Annotated in this window: 10 protein-coding genes and 1 pseudogene; 4 read left to right on the forward strand and 7 right to left on the reverse strand. The window is 69.2% G+C overall.

Annotated features, from left to right (window positions below; genetic code table 11):
* Positions 1–14 precede the first annotated feature (14 nt).
* Positions 15–1601: a Na+/H+ antiporter gene (locus AB5J56_RS32840; RefSeq protein ID WP_369237949.1), complete on the forward strand. Its 1587-nt coding sequence runs from the start codon at positions 15–17 to the stop codon at positions 1599–1601.
* Between the two features lie 126 nt (positions 1602–1727).
* Here AB5J56_RS32840 and AB5J56_RS32845 read toward each other — a convergent pair.
* Positions 1728–2827: pseudogene (locus AB5J56_RS32845) on the reverse strand (mechanosensitive ion channel family protein).
* A 107-nt stretch (positions 2828–2934) separates the two neighbouring features.
* Here AB5J56_RS32845 and AB5J56_RS32850 point away from each other — a divergent pair.
* Positions 2935–3504 (forward strand): dienelactone hydrolase family protein, encoded by a 570-nt coding sequence (locus AB5J56_RS32850; protein WP_369237951.1) that lies wholly within the window; start codon positions 2935–2937, stop codon positions 3502–3504.
* Positions 3505–3506: 2 nt separating this feature from the next.
* Here the strand turns inward: AB5J56_RS32850 and AB5J56_RS32855 are convergent, their stop codons facing one another.
* The 5 genes from AB5J56_RS32855 to AB5J56_RS32875 form a co-directional block, all read right to left on the reverse strand.
* The gene (locus AB5J56_RS32855) at positions 3507–4496 is read right to left on the reverse strand and encodes a zinc metalloprotease (protein WP_369237953.1); all 990 of its coding nucleotides are present in this window, start codon (positions 4494–4496) and stop codon (positions 3507–3509) included.
* Positions 4497–4813: 317 nt separating this feature from the next.
* Positions 4814–6493: an alkaline phosphatase gene (locus AB5J56_RS32860; protein ID WP_369237955.1), complete on the reverse strand. Its 1680-nt coding sequence runs from the start codon at positions 6491–6493 to the stop codon at positions 4814–4816.
* 128 nt (positions 6494–6621) lie between these two features.
* Positions 6622–7434 (reverse strand): thioredoxin domain-containing protein, encoded by an 813-nt coding sequence (locus AB5J56_RS32865; RefSeq protein WP_369237957.1) that lies wholly within the window; start codon positions 7432–7434, stop codon positions 6622–6624.
* A gap of 65 nt (positions 7435–7499) precedes the next feature.
* On the reverse strand, positions 7500–8186 hold the full coding sequence (locus tag AB5J56_RS32870; RefSeq protein WP_369237959.1) for a hypothetical protein: 687 nt from the start codon (positions 8184–8186) through the stop codon (positions 7500–7502).
* A gap of 68 nt (positions 8187–8254) precedes the next feature.
* The gene (locus tag AB5J56_RS32875) at positions 8255–9583 is read right to left on the reverse strand and encodes a DUF2252 domain-containing protein (protein WP_369237961.1); all 1329 of its coding nucleotides are present in this window, start codon (positions 9581–9583) and stop codon (positions 8255–8257) included.
* 235 nt (positions 9584–9818) lie between these two features.
* Here AB5J56_RS32875 and dnaE point away from each other — a divergent pair, with 235 nt between their 5' ends.
* On the forward strand, positions 9819–13358 hold the full coding sequence (dnaE, locus tag AB5J56_RS32880; protein ID WP_369237963.1) for a DNA polymerase III subunit alpha: 3540 nt from the start codon (positions 9819–9821) through the stop codon (positions 13356–13358).
* 121 nt (positions 13359–13479) lie between these two features.
* Here the strand turns inward: dnaE and AB5J56_RS32885 are convergent, their stop codons facing one another.
* A complete protein-coding gene (locus AB5J56_RS32885) occupies positions 13480–13659 on the reverse strand; it encodes a hypothetical protein (protein WP_369237965.1) in 180 nt (59 codons plus the stop codon).
* A gap of 224 nt (positions 13660–13883) precedes the next feature.
* On the opposite strand from AB5J56_RS32885, the gene AB5J56_RS32890 reads away from it, so the two are divergent.
* Positions 13884–15104 (forward strand): NYN domain-containing protein, encoded by a 1221-nt coding sequence (locus AB5J56_RS32890; RefSeq protein ID WP_369237967.1) that lies wholly within the window; start codon positions 13884–13886, stop codon positions 15102–15104.
* Positions 15105–15166 lie beyond the last annotated feature (62 nt).

Consider the following 15166-nt stretch of genomic DNA (forward strand, 5'->3'; position numbering starts at 1 on the left):
CCGGAGTGCGCGTCGTGGACCAACTCGCCCTGCTGTTCGTGCTGCTGCTCGGAGCCGTGGTGAGCGTTCCGGTGGGGGACCGGTTCGGGCTGCCCGCGCCGGTGCTGATGACGCTCCTCGGCATCGTGCTGGCCGTGCTGGACTTCGTGCCCAATGTGGACATCCCGCCTGAGCTGATCCTGCCCGCACTGCTGCCGCCGCTGCTCTACGCCTCGGTGCGGCGCACGTCGTGGCGGCAGTTCACGGCCAACAAACGGCCGATCTTCCTGCTGGCCGTGGCGCTGGTGTTCGTCACCACCGTGGTGGTGGCCGTGGTCGCGAACGCGATCGTGCCGGGGCTGCCGATCGCCGCCGCCGTGGCCCTCGGGGCGCTGGTCGCGCCGCCCGACCCCGTCGCGGCGACCGCGGTCGCGGGACAGCTCGGGCTGCCGCGCCGGCTGGTGTCGATCCTGGAGGGCGAGGGGCTGTTCAACGACGTCACGGCGATCGTGCTCTACCACGTGGCGATCGCCGCCGCCGTCAGCGGAAGCTTCTCGCTGCCCCGTGCCGCCCTCGACCTGGTGCTGTCCGCGGTCGTCGCGGTAGCCGTCGGATTCGTGCTCGGCTGGGCCACCAACAAGCTGATGACCCTGGTCGGCGACGCCACCCTGCAGATCGGCCTGACGCTGCTGGTGCCCTACGCCTCATACGTCCTCGCCGAGGAGTTGCACGGCTCCGGGGTGCTCGCGGTGCTCACCACGGCGCTCTTCCTGGCGGAGTACGCCACCGACGCCGACGACGTCATGACGCGCCTCGCCGGGCACACGTTCTGGGACGTGGTCGACACGCTGGTCACCGGGGTCGCGTTCGGGCTGATCGGGCTCGAACTGCACAACGCCCTCAGGACGGCGGCGGGCCGGTGGGGCGAGATGCTGGGCTGGGCCGCGGTGATCGTCGCCGTCGTCGTCCTCGTACGGCTGGCGTGGCTGCTGCCGGCGACCTGGCTGACCAAACGCCTGCACGCGAAACGGGACTACGACGAGGACATCCCGACCTCGTGGCGCGAGACCGTCGTGATGTGGTGGGCCGGTATGCGGGGCGTCGCCTCGGTGGCCCTCGCCCTGGCGATTCCGCTGAAGATGGACGACGGGTCGCCGTTCCCGGACCGGGACGAGATCGTCTTCATCGCGTTCGGTGTGATCATGGCGACGCTGGTGCTCCAGGGGCTCACCCTGCCGTGGCTGGTGAAGAAACTCGGTGTGCGGGCCGACACCGACAGCGAGGAGGCGTTCGAGCGGGCCCTCGCCGTCCGCGCCGCGAAGGCCGCGAAGCGGAGGCTGCGGGAGATCGAGGAGGTGGAGGAGTTGCCGGAGGAGCTCTCCGAGCAACTGCTGCGCCGGGCCTACGACATCGGGGTGCGGATCAGTCCGGACATGGGGGACGAGGAGCGGCGCGAGGCGCATGAGCAGCGGGTCCGGCGGATCAAGCGGATACGGCGGATCCAGGGGGAGATGCTGAGCGCGGCGCGGCACGAGGTGTTGTCGGCGCGGAGTGAGCCGGGGGCCGATCCGGAGATCGTCGACCGGGTTCTGCGGCATCTGGATGTGCGCAGCCTTCGGTGACGCGGGGATTTCCCCGGCCTTCGGCCGGGGTGGTCTCCCACCCGCGCACCGCCCGTGACTCTTTCTCGGGCTGTTGAGCTCTCCCGTGGGGGATTTTCGCCGTTGGCGGCTGCGGGTCCTTTCTGGTCAGCCCCGGCCCGTTCGCGGGGGCTCGTGGGCCCGGCGGGCGGACCCGTGTCCGTTGCTGCTGCCGGGTGACAGTACGGCGTCGGACGTGTTGACGCGGGCAGAGCGTACGGGTGGTGCTCGGTCAGCCAGCGGATCATCTGCTCGCGGACCGTGACCCGTACCGTCCAGACGTCGTCCGCGTCCTTCGCCGTCACCAGCGCGCGCACCTGCATGGTGTTCGGGGTCGTGTCCGTGACGGCCAGGCCGTAGTCGCGGCCGTCCCAGGCCGGGCACTCGCGCAGGATGTCGCGGAGCCTCTCGCGCATCGCCTCCACCGGCGCCGTGTGGTCGAGGTGCCAGAAGACGATGCCGGTCATCTGGGCGCCGCCGCGCGACCAGTTCTCGAACGGCTTGGAAGTGAAGTACGAGACCGGCATGGTGATCCGGCGCTCGTCCCACGTCCGGACCGTCAGGAAGGTCAGGGTGATCTCGTCGACCGTGCCCCACTCACCGTCCACCACGACCGTGTCGCCGAGGCGCACCATGTCGCCGAAGGCGATCTGCAGCCCGGCGAAGAGATTGGCGAGCGTGGACTGCGCGGCGACACCGGCGACGATGCCGAGGATGCCGGCCGAGGCCAGCAGCGAGGCGCCGGCCGCCCGCATCGCCGGGAACGTCAGCAGCATCGAGGCGGCCGCCACCACACCGACGACCGCCGCGACCACCCGCATGATCAGCGACACCTGCGTGCGCACCCGGCGCACCCGCGCCGGATCGCGGTGCGCCCGCGCATAGCGGGAGTACGACGACTCGACGATCGCGGCCGTGATGCGCACCACCAGCCAGGCGGTGGACCCGATCAGCACCAGCGTCAGGCCGCGGCCGATGCCGACCCGGTGTTCCTCCAGCAGCCGTGCCTCGTCGTACGAACCTCTCAGCATGGCCGCGCACAGTACGAGCTGGTAGGGGATGCGGCCGCGGCGCAGGAGGCCCCACAGCGGGGTCTCCGAATGCCGGTCGTCTGCCTTGCGCAGCAGGCGGTCGGTGGCCCACCCGATGATGAGGGTGAGTACGACCGAGCCGCCGACCACGATCAGTGGGCGTAGTACCGTCTCCATGCCTTCGAACGTAACCGGCCGAGGGCGGTCATGAACATGTTGCCTGGATACGGCGGTGCACACCCGGCCGGGACGGCCCTGTCGGTGGCGGCTGGCACCATGGGTTCATGAACATCTTGCTCTTTCACTCGTCCTTTGGCCTCAGGCCCGCGGTGCGCGCGGCGGCGGACCGGCTGCGCGGCGCCGGGCACGAGGTGTGGACGCCCGACCTCTTCGAGGGGCGGACGTTCGCGACCGTCGAGGAGGGCATGGCCTTCAGGGACGAGATCGGCAAGGACGAGCTGCTCAAGCGGGCCATCCTGGCCGCCGCGCCCTACTCCGAGCGGGGGCTGGTGTACGCCGGGTTCTCGTTCGGCGCCGCCACCGCGCAGACCCTGGCGCTCGGCGACGACAAGGCGCGCGGGCTCCTGCTGCTGCACGGCACGTCGGACATCGCCGAGAGCGCGTCGGTGGACGAGCTGCCGGTGCAGCTGCATGTCGCCGAGCCGGATCCGTTCGAGACGGACGACTGGCTGAGCGCCTGGTATCTGCAGATGGGCAAGGCGGGCGCGGATGTGGAGGTCTATCGGTATGCCGGGGCCGGTCACCTGTACACCGACCCCGACCTGCCGGACTACGACGAGGAGGCCGCCGAGGCCACCTGGCGGGTGGCACTCGGCTTCCTGGAAACCCTCTAGGCTCAGCCCGCCGCGCGGTATGCGGCCCAGCTCTGCTGCATCCGGGTCACCTGACCCGCGGTGAACTGGTACATGCAGGAGTCGTACGTGTAGTCCATGAAGTTGTGGATCGGGTCGACGCCCGTCTTGTTGGTGCAGGTGTCGCGCCCGGTCGGGCACTCGAAGGCGGCGCTCTTCTCGGCCGGGGTGTCGGTGACGTAGTCGCCGTTGCCGTTACAGCCGCCCTGGAAGGTGTGGTACAGCCCCATCCAGTGGCCGATCTCGTGCGTCGCGGTGTCGCCCTCGTTGTAGTTGGTGGCCGAGCCGCCGGGCAGCGAGGTGTCGAGGATGACGACGCCGTCCATGGACGGGCTGGACTTGTAGGAGCTGGGGAAGGTCGCCCAGCCGAGCAGTCCGCCGCCGAGGTTGGCGGTGTAGACGTTGAGCGCGTTCGCGCCGCCCTTGCGGAGGGCGGACTTCATCGCCTTCTCCTCCGCCGATCCCGAACCGACGTTGTACCAGGCGGCGTTGTCGGTGTAGTCGGTGCCGGCCAGCGTGAACTGGTAGCCCGAGTTGTTGTTGCCGGTGCCCTGGCCCGCGTACGCCGCGTTCAGCACGCTCATCTGGCTGTTGATGGCGGAGGAGCCGAGGTTGCCGGTGGCGCCGTCGTGGATGACGTGGAAGTACACCGGGATCGTGGTGGAGGCGGCCGCGGCGGAGAGGTTCTGGCCGCTCGCGCGCAGTTTGTCGAGCCTCTTGTGCAGATCGGCATCCATGGACTGGGCCTTGGCGGTGCTGATCTCGTTGGGCTCGGTGATGTGCTGTCCGGCCTTGGGGCGGGCCTCGCGGGCGGTGGCGCTCGTCGTGTCGGAGCAGTCGGCGGCCGGAGTCTTGGCCGCTGCGACACCGGTGGTGGGCGCCGAGACGGGAGCGAGCATCAGGGTTCCGGCCACGACGGCCGTGCCGAGAAGGCGTCTGCGCAGAACGGGGGATATTCGGGCAAGCGCACGCATGCTGACTCCTAGCGGATGCGGTGGGGAGGGGCCTTTCTGGCCGCCGCCGGGAGATTACGTGGACATGCCGAATCTTGATGAGGATCGATCAGGCCCAATCAAACTTCAGGTGAACAGGGGCAATTGGGAGAAAAAATTCGGCGCCCGTCCGGAGTTTGAGATGGCGACGTAATGAAGGGGGTTACCGGGGCGGGTGGTGTGTCCGGATTCGGACCATGGTTCGCACCACCCGCCGTAGCGGCGTGATCTTCCGTTAACAGGCCTCTAGCCGACGCTCATTGGCCGAAAGTCGACCTTGGCGCACGACTCACGCACAGTTAACGCACAGGCGAGTAGACCCGCTCCAGCTTCTGCGTGCCGCTGAGGGTGCGGTACGAACGGGCCCAGGACGAGGTCGCGTTCGGGTCCGTGCGGTCGGAGAGCACGTAGTAGTCCATCTGCGCGCGGTCGGCCGTGATGTCCAGGACGCCGTAGCCGTGCCGGTCGGTGTCGACCCAGTGGACGTGCCGGTTGGCGGCCCGGATGACCGGAGAGGCGATCGCGGAGACGGTGCCCTCGGGGACCTTGACGATGTCGTCGAGGTTGTCGGAGGAGATCGAGGTGACGACGAACTCCGTGGCGGCGGAGGCGGACAGCGGATACGTGCCGGCGTCCACCGGCACGTCGTTGGCCCACGCCATGTGGATGTCGCCGGTCAGGAAGACCGTGTTGCGGATCGCGTTGGAGCGCAGGTGCGCGAGCACTTCGCGGCGGTCGTCCGTGTAGCCGTCCCACTGGTCGGTGTTGAGGGCGATGCCCTCCTGCGGCAGCCCCAGCAGCTTGGCGAGCGGCTTGAAGAGGTCGGCGGACAGCTCGCCGATGGCGAACGGCGAGATCATCACCGAGTTGCCGACCAGCCGCCAGGTGGTGTCCGACGCCTTCAGTCCCGCCTTGAGCCAGTCGAGCTGTGCCCGGCCCGTGATCGTACGGTCCGGGTCGTCCACCGAGCCGCTCGCCGTGGAGGCCTGCTGCGAGCGGAAGGACCGCAGATCGAGCAGCGAGAGGTCGGCGAGCTTGCCGAAGCGCAGTCGGCGGTAGGTGGTGCCCTCGATCGCCGGGCGGACCGGCATCCACTCGAAGTAGGCCTGCTTGGCGGCTGCCTGGCGCGCGGACCAGGTGCCCTCGGCGCCCTCGGTGTGGTTGACCGCGCCGCCCGACCAGGCGTTGTCGGCGAACTCGTGATCGTCCCAGATCGCGATGACCGGCGCCTTGTGGTGCAGCGACTGGAGGTCGGGGTCGGTCTTGTAACGGCCGTGCCGGGTGCGGTAGTCGGCGAGGGTGATGATCTCGTTCGCCGGCGCGTGCGGCCGGACGACCTTGCCGCGGGCCGCGTACTCACCGGACTTGTACTCGTAGATGTAGTCGCCCAGGTGCAGCCAGGCGTCCAGGTCGCCGCGCGCGGCGAGGTGGCGGTACGGGGAGAAGTAGCCGGCCTCCCAGTTGGCGCAGGAGACCACGCCGAAGCGCAGGCCCGCCACGCCCGCGTCGGTCGCGGGGGTGGTGCGGGTGCGGGCGACGGGCGAGTCGGTGCCGCCCGCGGAGAAGCGGAACCAGTAGTCGGTGGCCGGCTCCAGGCCGCGAATGTCCGCCTTGACGGTGTGGTCGGCGGCGGCCGACGCGGTGGTGGAGCCCTTGGAGACGACGCTGGTGAACGCCTTGTCCTTGGCGACGGTCCAGCTCACCTCGGTGTCCGGGCCGAGCCCGGAGCCGGGTATCGCCTCCGGGCTGGGCGTCACCCGGGTCCACAGCAGGATGCCGTCGGGCAGCGGGTCGCCGGAGGCGACACCGTGCAGGAAGGCGGGCGCCTCGGCGGCGCGGGCCGGCAACGCGGCGGCGAGCGGCGCGGCGAGGACGGCGGTGGCGGCCGCGGCCTTGACGACCGTACGGCGGCGGGGGGCACGGGAGTTGTCGGTGCCCGGAGTTTCTTGCGGCTCGGAAGATCTGTATCGACTGGTCACGAGCGGCCAGGTTACCGATCAGTACAAGCCCGGAGCGGGCGAACTCGCAAAAGTTCGCCCGCTCTTCGGCCGACGGTCGCCCAACGGGGGAGCCGACGCCAGCCGTCAAGTCAGCGCTTGCTGTCGCTTCAGCCCTTGAGTGCCGCGTCGATCGCCGTCCGGTAGTCGGCGACAGTGGAAGGCGCGTTCTTTCCGTCCGAGCCGTACAGAGTCTTTCCGTCCATCTTCAGGGTCGGCGTGCCCTGGACGCCGCTGTCGTTGAACTTGGCGGACATGGTCAGCGCCCACTTGTCGTAGGTGCCGTCCTTCACGGCTTTCTGGAACGCCTTGTTGTTCTTCAGGGCGTCCACCGTGTTCGCGACCTTGATCAGGTAGGCGTCGCTCTTGAACTTGTCGTCCGTCTCCTTGGGGTGGTACTTCGTCGAGTAGAGGGCGGTCTTGTACTGCTCGAATGCCTCGGTGCTCACGTTCAGGGCGGCACCCATCGCGCTGAGGGCGTTCTTGGAGCCCTCACCCGTCAGGTTGTTGTCGAGGAACGTGGCGCCGATGTACTGGATCTTGAACTTGCCCGCGTCGAGGTCGCTCTTCACGGTCGAGCCGACGGTCTGCTCGAAAGCGGCGCAGACCGGGCAGCGCGGGTCCTCGTACATCTGGAGGGTCTTCTTGGCGGTGGACTTGCCGATGACGACGGTCGTGCCGTCCTTGCCGCTGGTGTGGGCCGGCTTGACGAGCTTGTCGTCCTTGGCGGCCTCCCAGTAGCCGGGCTTGTTGTTCTGCACCACCGCGTAGCCGATGCCGCCGGCTATCGCGAGGACGGCGACGAGGGAGCCGGCCACGATGACCTGCCGCTTGACCTTGTCGCGCTGGGCCTGGCGCTCGCGCTCGACGCGCAGCCGCTCACGGGCCGCCGACTTCGAGGCCTGGCTGTTCCGCTTGCTCATATTGGTGATCTCCATGTGGGACGCGCACATGCTGTACGCGGAATACGTAGGGGGACTGCTGGTGCTCAGGCGAAAGCGGCCGAGCACGGCGGTCCACGCCGTCCCATGGAGTGGGCGAACAGACGGGTACGGATGGCGGCGATCCGGTGCGCCGGGCGGGCCGGCCGGCGCACCGGCGCGAGCTCCACCGACACGGCGGAGACCGCGACCATCAGGGGGCGGAAGGCGCTGACCGCAGCGGCGCGCAGCAGCTGGGCCAGGGCCCGCTCCCCGCGCCGCAGCCAGGCGGCCGCGAGGAGACCGACGCCGACGTGCGTGGCGAGCAGCAGCCAGGCGGCGGCCGGGTCGGCGTGGGCGAGCAGGGCGACGGCGCGGCCGCTGTCGCCGCCGGTCACCCGGGCGAGCGGCGTGCCCACACTGCCGCCGCCGCACAGCACGTCGAGGCCGACGGAGCGCAGCGGGCCCGCGACCGGGCCGCCCGCCCTGCCGTAACAGACGTGCTGGCCCGTGGTGAAGACGGTGTCGGCGGCCAGCTCCAGCGGGATGAGCAGGGCCGCGATCCGTCCGAAGCCGCGCTCGCGGCCGGCCAGCGCGTACGCGAGCACGAAGACGGCGGCGGCGATCGCGGCCACGGCGTTCAGGGGCAGCGGCATCCGGGACAGCAGTACGTGCGACGCGGTCGAGAGCGTCACCACGACTGCTGTGAACAGAGCCGCGCGAAGGGCTCTGAGCTGGATCCCGGATATGTCCATGGCGCTGAAGAGTGTGGCACGTAGTGCGGTAAGAGACCCCTAAAGGTTTCCTGTGAGCGGCCGGTGATCTACAGGCCCGGAATCCGGCCGTTGCGGAAGAGGTCCACGAAGATCTGGTGATCGGCGCGCGCGCGAGCCCCGTAGCTGTGCGCGAAGTCGACCAGAAGGCCGGCGAAGCCCTCCTCGTCGGCGGCGATCGCCGCGTCGATGGCGCGCTCCGTGGAGAACGGCACCAGGTCCGAGTGGCCGCTCTCGTCGTCCGCCGCCGCGTGCATCGTGGCGGTGGCCCGGCCGAGGTCGGCGACGACCGCCGCGATCTCCTCCAGGTCGTCGATGTCGCCCCAGTCCAGGTCCACGGCGTACGGGGAGACCTCGGCGACGAGCTGGCCCGCGCCGTCCAGCTCGGTCCAGCCGAGCCACGGGTCGGCGTGCGCCTGGAGGGCGCGCTGGGAGATGACCGTGCGGTGGCCCTCGTGCTGGAAGTACTCGCGGATCGAGGAGTCGGTGATGTGCCGGGAGACGGCCGGCGTCTGGGCCTGCTTGATGTAGATCACCACATCGTTCTCCAGGGCGTCGCTGTTGCCCTCCAGAAGGATGTTGTACGACGGCAGGCCGGCCGAGCCGATACCGATGCCGCGGCGGCCCACGACGTCCTTCACGCGGTACGAGTCCGGGCGGGCCAGGGAGGCCTCCGGGAGCGTCTCCAGGTAGCCGTCGAAGGCGGCCAGCACCTTGTAGCGGGTGGCCGCGTCCAGCTCGATGGAGCCGCCGCCGGACGCGAAGCGGCGTTCGAAGTCGCGGATCTCGGTCATCGAGTCGAGCAGCCCGAAGCGGGTCAGCGAGCGGGCGTCGCGCAGCGCGTCGAGAAGCGGGCCCTCGGCGGTGTCCAGCGTGAAGGGCGGCACCTCGTCGCTCTTGGCGCCGGTGGCGAGGGCGTGGATGCGCTCGCGGTAGGCGGCCGCGTACGTGCGCACCAGGTCGGCGATCTGCTCGTCGCCGAGCGCCTTCGCGTACCCGAGCAGCGCCACGGAGGCCGCGAAGCGCTTGAGGTCCCAGGTGAAGGGGCCGACGTACGCCTCGTCGAAGTCGTTCACATTGAAGATCAGGCGGCCGTTCGCGTCCATGTACGTGCCGAAGTTCTCGGCGTGCAGGTCGCCGTGGATCCACACGCGAGAGGTGCGCTCGTCCAGGTACGGGCCGCCCCGCTTCTCGGCGTCGAGGTCGTGGTAGAAGAGGCTCGCCGTGCCCCGGTAGAACGCGAAGGCGGAGGCCGCCATCTTGCGGAACTTCACGCGGAACGCGGCCGGGTCGGCGGCCAGGAGCTCGCCGAAGGCGGTGTCGAAGACGGCGAGGATCTGCTCGCCGCGTTGCTCGTCGCTGAGCTGCGGAACCGACATCGCTGGGTGCCTCCTGGTGCAGGTGGTGCTTGATGTGTGGGACGGGAGTGCCGCCGGTTCGGGACAGGTGTTCCGACCACTTCCAACGGACGAAAGTACCCGGGAGTGCCCGAGTACCCGCACGAAGGTACGTGTGACGGGCCCCGGAGTGTCAGTGCCGCGTCATAGACTTCGACGCTGTCCCCCCAGACTGTCCGCAGCCTGTCGCCCACAGTTCTCCTTGGAGGCCACAACCGTGTCGAAGCCGCCGTTCACGCACCTGCACGTCCACACCCAGTACTCGCTGCTGGACGGTGCCGCGCGGCTCAAGGACATGTTCGATGCCTGCAATGAGATGGGCATGACCCACATCGCCATGAGCGACCACGGCAACCTCCACGGGGCGTACGACTTCTTCCATTCGGCCAAGAAGGCGGGCGTCACGCCGATCATCGGCATCGAGGCGTACGTCGCCCCGGAGTCCCGGCGCAACAAGCGCAAGATCCAGTGGGGCCAGCCGCACCAGAAGCGCGACGACGTGTCCGGTTCGGGTGGTTACACGCACAAGACGATCTGGGCGGCGAACAGCACGGGCCTGCACAACCTCTTCAAGCTCTCCTCGGACGCGTACGCCGAGGGCTGGCTGCAGAAGTGGCCCCGCATGGACAAGGAGACGATCTCCCAGTGGTCCGAGGGGCTCATCGCCTCGACGGGCTGCCCCTCCGGTGAGCTGCAGACCCGGCTGCGCCTCGGCCAGTTCGACGAGGCGCTGAAGTCGGCCGCCGAGTACCAGGACATCTTCGGCAAGGACCGGTACTTCCTGGAGCTGATGGACCACGGCATCGAGATCGAGCGCCGGGTCCGCGACGGTCTCCTCGACATCGGCAAGAAGCTCGGCATCCCGCCGCTGGTGACCAACGACTCGCACTACACGTACGCGAACGAGGCGACCGCCCACGACGCCCTGCTGTGCATCCAGACCGGCAAGAACCTCTCCGACCCGGACCGCTTCCGCTTCGACGGCACCGGCTACTACCTGAAGTCCACGGACGAGATGTACGCCATCGACGCCTCGGACGCCTGGCAGGAGGGCTGCGCCAACACGCTCCTGGTGGCCGAGCAGATCGACACCGCCGGCATGTTCGAGGCGAAGAACCTCATGCCGAAGTTCGACATCCCCGAGGGGTTCACCGAAGTCACCTGGTTCAAGGAGGAAGTCCGGCTCGGCATGGACCGCCGCTTCCCCGGCGGCGTCCCCGAGGACCGCCAGAAGCAGGTCGAGTACGAGATGGACGTCATCATCCAGATGGGGTTCCCGGGGTACTTCCTCGTCGTCGCCGACTTCATCATGTGGGCCAAGAAGCAGGGCATCGCGGTGGGCCCGGGCCGTGGCTCCGCGGCCGGTTCGATCGTCGCGTACGCCATGGGCATCACCGACCTCGACCCGATCCCGCACGGTCTGATCTTCGAGCGGTTCCTCAACCCCGAGCGCGTCTCCATGCCCGACGTCGACATCGACTTCGACGAGCGCAGGCGCGTCGAGGTGATCAGGTACGTGACGGAGAAGTACGGCGCCGACAAGGTCGCCATGATCGGCACCTACGGCAAGATCAAGGCCAAGAACGCCATCAAGGACTCCGCGCGCGTGCTGGGCTACCCGTACGCGATGGGCGACCGCCTCACCAAGGCGATGCCCGCCGACGTCCTCGGCAAGGGCATCGACCTGAACGGCATCACCGATCCCAAGCACCCTCGCTACAGCGAGGCGGGCGAGATCCGCGCGATGTACGAGAACGAGCCGGACGTGAAGAAGGTCATCGACACCGCCAAGGGCGTCGAGGGCCTGGTCCGGCAGATGGGTGTGCACGCCGCCGGCGTGATCATGTCCAGCGAGCCCATCGTCGACCACGCCCCGATCTGGGTCAGGCACACGGACGGCGTGACCATCACGCAGTGGGACTACCCGCAGTGCGAGTCGCTGGGCCTGCTGAAGATGGACTTCCTCGGCCTGCGCAACCTGACGATCATGGACGACGCCGTCAAGATGGTGAAGTCCAACAAGGGCATCGACCTCGACCTGCTGGCCCTGCCGCTCGACGATCCGACGACCTTCGAACTGCTCCAGCGCGGCGAGACCCTCGGCGTGTTCCAGTTCGACGGCGGCCCCATGCGCTCGCTGCTGCGCCTGATGAAGCCCGACAACTTCGAAGACATCTCCGCCGTCTCCGCGCTCTACCGTCCGGGCCCGATGGGCATGGACTCGCACACGAACTACGCGCTCCGCAAGAACGGCATGCAGGAGATCACGCCGATCCATAAGGAGCTGGAGGAGCCCCTCCAGGAGGTCCTCGCGGTCACCTACGGCCTGATCGTCTACCAGGAGCAGGTGCAGAAGGCCGCCCAGATCATCGCCGGTTACTCGCTCGGCGAGGCCGACATCCTGCGCCGCGTGATGGGCAAGAAGAAGCCCGACGAGCTGGCGAAGAACTTCACCATTTTCCAGGCCGGCGCAAAGAAGAACGGCTACAGCGACGAGGCGATCCAGGCGCTGTGGGACGTGCTGGTCCCCTTCGCCGGATACGCGTTCAACAAGGCCCACTCCGCCGCGTACGGCCTGGTCTCGTACTGGACCGCGTATCTGAAGGCGAACCACCCCGCCGAGTACATGGCGGGACTGCTCACCTCGGTCAAGGACGACAAGGACAAGTCGGCCGTCTATCTGAACGAGTGCCGGCGCATGGGCATCAAGGTGCTGCCGCCGAACGTCAACGAGTCCGAGCAGAACTTCGCCGCCCAGGGCGACGACGTGATCCTCTTCGGCCTCTCCGCCGTCCGCAACGTCGGCACGAACGTGGTCGAGTCGATCATCAAGAGCCGCAAGGCCAAGGGGAAGTACGCCTCCTTCCCCGACTACCTCGACAAGGTCGAGGCGGTGGCCTGCAACAAGCGCACCACCGAATCGCTGATCAAGGCGGGCGCCTTCGACACGATGGGGCACACCCGCAAGGGCCTCACCGCACAGTTCGAGCCGATGATCGACAACGTGGTGGCGGTCAAGCGCAAAGAAGCCGAGGGCCAGTTCGACCTCTTCGGCGGGATGGGCGACGACAGCGCCGACGAGCCGGGCTTCGGCCTCGACGTGGAGTTCACCACCGACGAGTGGGACAAGGCCTATCTGCTCGCCCAGGAGCGGGAGATGCTCGGCCTGTACGTCTCCGACCACCCGCTCTTCGGCCTGGAGCACGTGCTGTCCGACAAGGCGGACGCGGGCATCTCCCAGCTCACCGGAGGTGAGCACGCGGACGGCGCGGTCGTCACGATCGGCGGCATCATCTCGGGCCTCCAGCGCAAGATGACCAAGCAGGGCAACGCCTGGGCGATCGCGACGGTCGAGGACCTCGCCGGTTCCCTGGAGTGCATGTTCTTCCCGGCGACCTACCAGCTGGTGTCGACGCAACTCGTCGAGGACGCCGTGGTGTTCGTCAAGGGCCGGCTCGACAAGCGCGAGGACGTGCCCCGCCTGGTCGCGATGGAGCTCCAGGTCCCCGACCTGTCGAACGCGGGCACCAACGCGCCCGTGATCCTCACCATCCCGGCGCTGAAGGTCACCCCGCCCATGGTCAGCCGGCTCGGCGAGATCCTCAGTCACCACAAGGGCGAGAGCGAGGTCCGCATCAAGCTCCAGGGCCCGCGCAAGACCACGGTGCTGCGGCTCGACCGGCACCGGGTGAAGCCGGACCCGGCGCTCTTCGGCGACCTGAAGGTGCTGCTGGGCCCGTCCTGCCTGGCGGGCTGAGCGGCCGAAGCCGGGCCGGGAGACCGACGTGCGGCTGGGCAACTGACGTGAGCGAGGGGCGTACCCGAAACCGGGTACGCCCCTCGTTCGTGCCTGGGCCTCAACAGCCCGCGTTCAGCCGTCAGTTGTGGCCGAAGCGCTTCTGGTGCTTACGGGCAACATCCGCCGGGCTGCCCTGGGCCTGCGACATCGGCGACTGCTGCGCCTCCGCCGAGGACCGCTGGGCCTGCTCCTGCGCACGCTCGGCCTGCGAGGAGCGGTCCTGCTGGCTGCCCTGCTTGCGGTTCTTGTTCTTGGCCATGGGGATCTGCCTCCTGAAGGGGATCTAGGGGCCAGGGCCGGGACCAGATTCACACAGACGGACAAGCCGCGCATTTCGGATAATTACCGTGCGTAATAAGCACTGTCGGAGAGTGATCTTCGGATCCGCCACGCCGAAGATCGAGTTCGGGCCGTTAACCTCCGCGCCGTCGGGCAGACTCGAAGGAAGCCCGAAGCAAACCTCCCGGAAAGAGGGTGGATCGCGTGGACCGCTGCATCGTCCTGGTGGACGCCGGGTATCTGCTCGGGGCTGCCGCCAGTCTCCTCGCCGGGGATTCCTCCCGCTCCCGGATCACCGTCGACCACGCCGCCCTCATCCAGGGCCTGCGCGAGCGCGCCGAGTCGGACACGGAACGGCCCCTGCTGCGCATCTACTGGTTCGACGGCGCCCCCGACCGTGTACCGCAGCCGGAGCACCGCAGACTCCGCGTGATGCCACGCGTGACGGTACGGCTGGGCGCCCTGACGCGCAGCGACGGGAGATGGGCGCAGAAGGGCGTCGACGCCGCGATGCACGCCGAGCTGACCGAGCTCGCCCGCAACCGCGCCTGCTCCGACATCGTCCTGGTGACCGGTGACGGAGATCTGCTGCCCGGCATGATGGCCGCCAAGGAGCACGGCGTCGCCGTACACCTGTGGGCCGTGCAGGCCGCCGACGGCGACTACAACCAGTCCGAGGACCTGGTCGCCGAGGCCGACGAGCGGCGCGTGCTCGACCGGACCTGGATCACCAAGGCCGTACGAGCGAAGGACCTCGGCGGAGTCTGCGCGCCGCCGCCCGCGCCGCGCCCCGAGATCGCCGCGATCCTCTCCGCGCCGCTGCCCGATTCGGCGCTCGCCGCAGCCGCCGAGCGGCCCGCCCAGGAGGCGGAGCACGGTGCGGCTTCCGAGCCGGGGCACGGCGGGGAGGAGCGGGTGCCCGCGCCCAAGGGCGGCGTCCCCACCCCGAAGGACCTGGCCGCCCTGCGCGCTCCCGGCGCCCAGCCGGCCCAGCATCCCGCGAGCGCGACCCTGCGCTGGTCGTCCGACAAGGGCTGGGTGGAGCGGCCCGGCTCCGCCGCCGAGCCCGCGGAGGCCGCCTCGATGCCGACGCTCGCCCAGCTGACCTCGGCGGAGCAGCGCTGGGCCGACCGTGAGGAGGACATCACCACGGTCGGCGGCGATCCGTACGAGGTCGGGCAGGTCTTCGCCCGGCGCTGGATGGAGCGGCTCACCGACCAGACGCTGCTGCAGAAGCTCTCCACGATGTACCCGCGCGTCCCGCACCGCGTGGACGGCGAGCTGCTGCGCTACGCCGCCCGCTTCGGCCTCCTCGCCCACAAGGACGACCAGATCGACGAACACGACCGCTATGCGATCCGGGCCGGCTTCTGGCGCGAGATCGACGTCCGTACGGCGGCGGAGCACGCGCCCGCGGGGGAGTGACGGCCCCGCGAGCGCGTCGTGCGGGAGGCCCGGGAGAGGACCCGGGCTCATATCGGGGCATC

The sequence above is a fragment of the Streptomyces sp. R21 genome, from assembly GCF_041051975.1.
Lineage (GTDB): Bacteria > Actinomycetota > Actinomycetes > Streptomycetales > Streptomycetaceae > Streptomyces.

Coding starts and splice junctions, on each gene's coding strand:
- AB5J56_RS32850 (WP_369237951.1), top strand. CDS start 2,935: ATGAACATCTTGCTCTTTCACTCGTCCTTTGGCCTCAGGCCCGCGGTG.
- AB5J56_RS32885 (WP_369237965.1), bottom strand. CDS start 13,659: ATGGCCAAGAACAAGAACCGCAAGCAGGGCAGCCAGCAGGACCGCTCC.
- AB5J56_RS32865 (WP_369237957.1), bottom strand. CDS start 7,434: ATGAGCAAGCGGAACAGCCAGGCCTCGAAGTCGGCGGCCCGTGAGCGG.
- AB5J56_RS32870 (WP_369237959.1), bottom strand. CDS start 8,186: ATGGACATATCCGGGATCCAGCTCAGAGCCCTTCGCGCGGCTCTGTTC.
- AB5J56_RS32855 (WP_369237953.1), bottom strand. CDS start 4,496: ATGCGTGCGCTTGCCCGAATATCCCCCGTTCTGCGCAGACGCCTTCTC.
- AB5J56_RS32875 (WP_369237961.1), bottom strand. CDS start 9,583: ATGTCGGTTCCGCAGCTCAGCGACGAGCAACGCGGCGAGCAGATCCTC.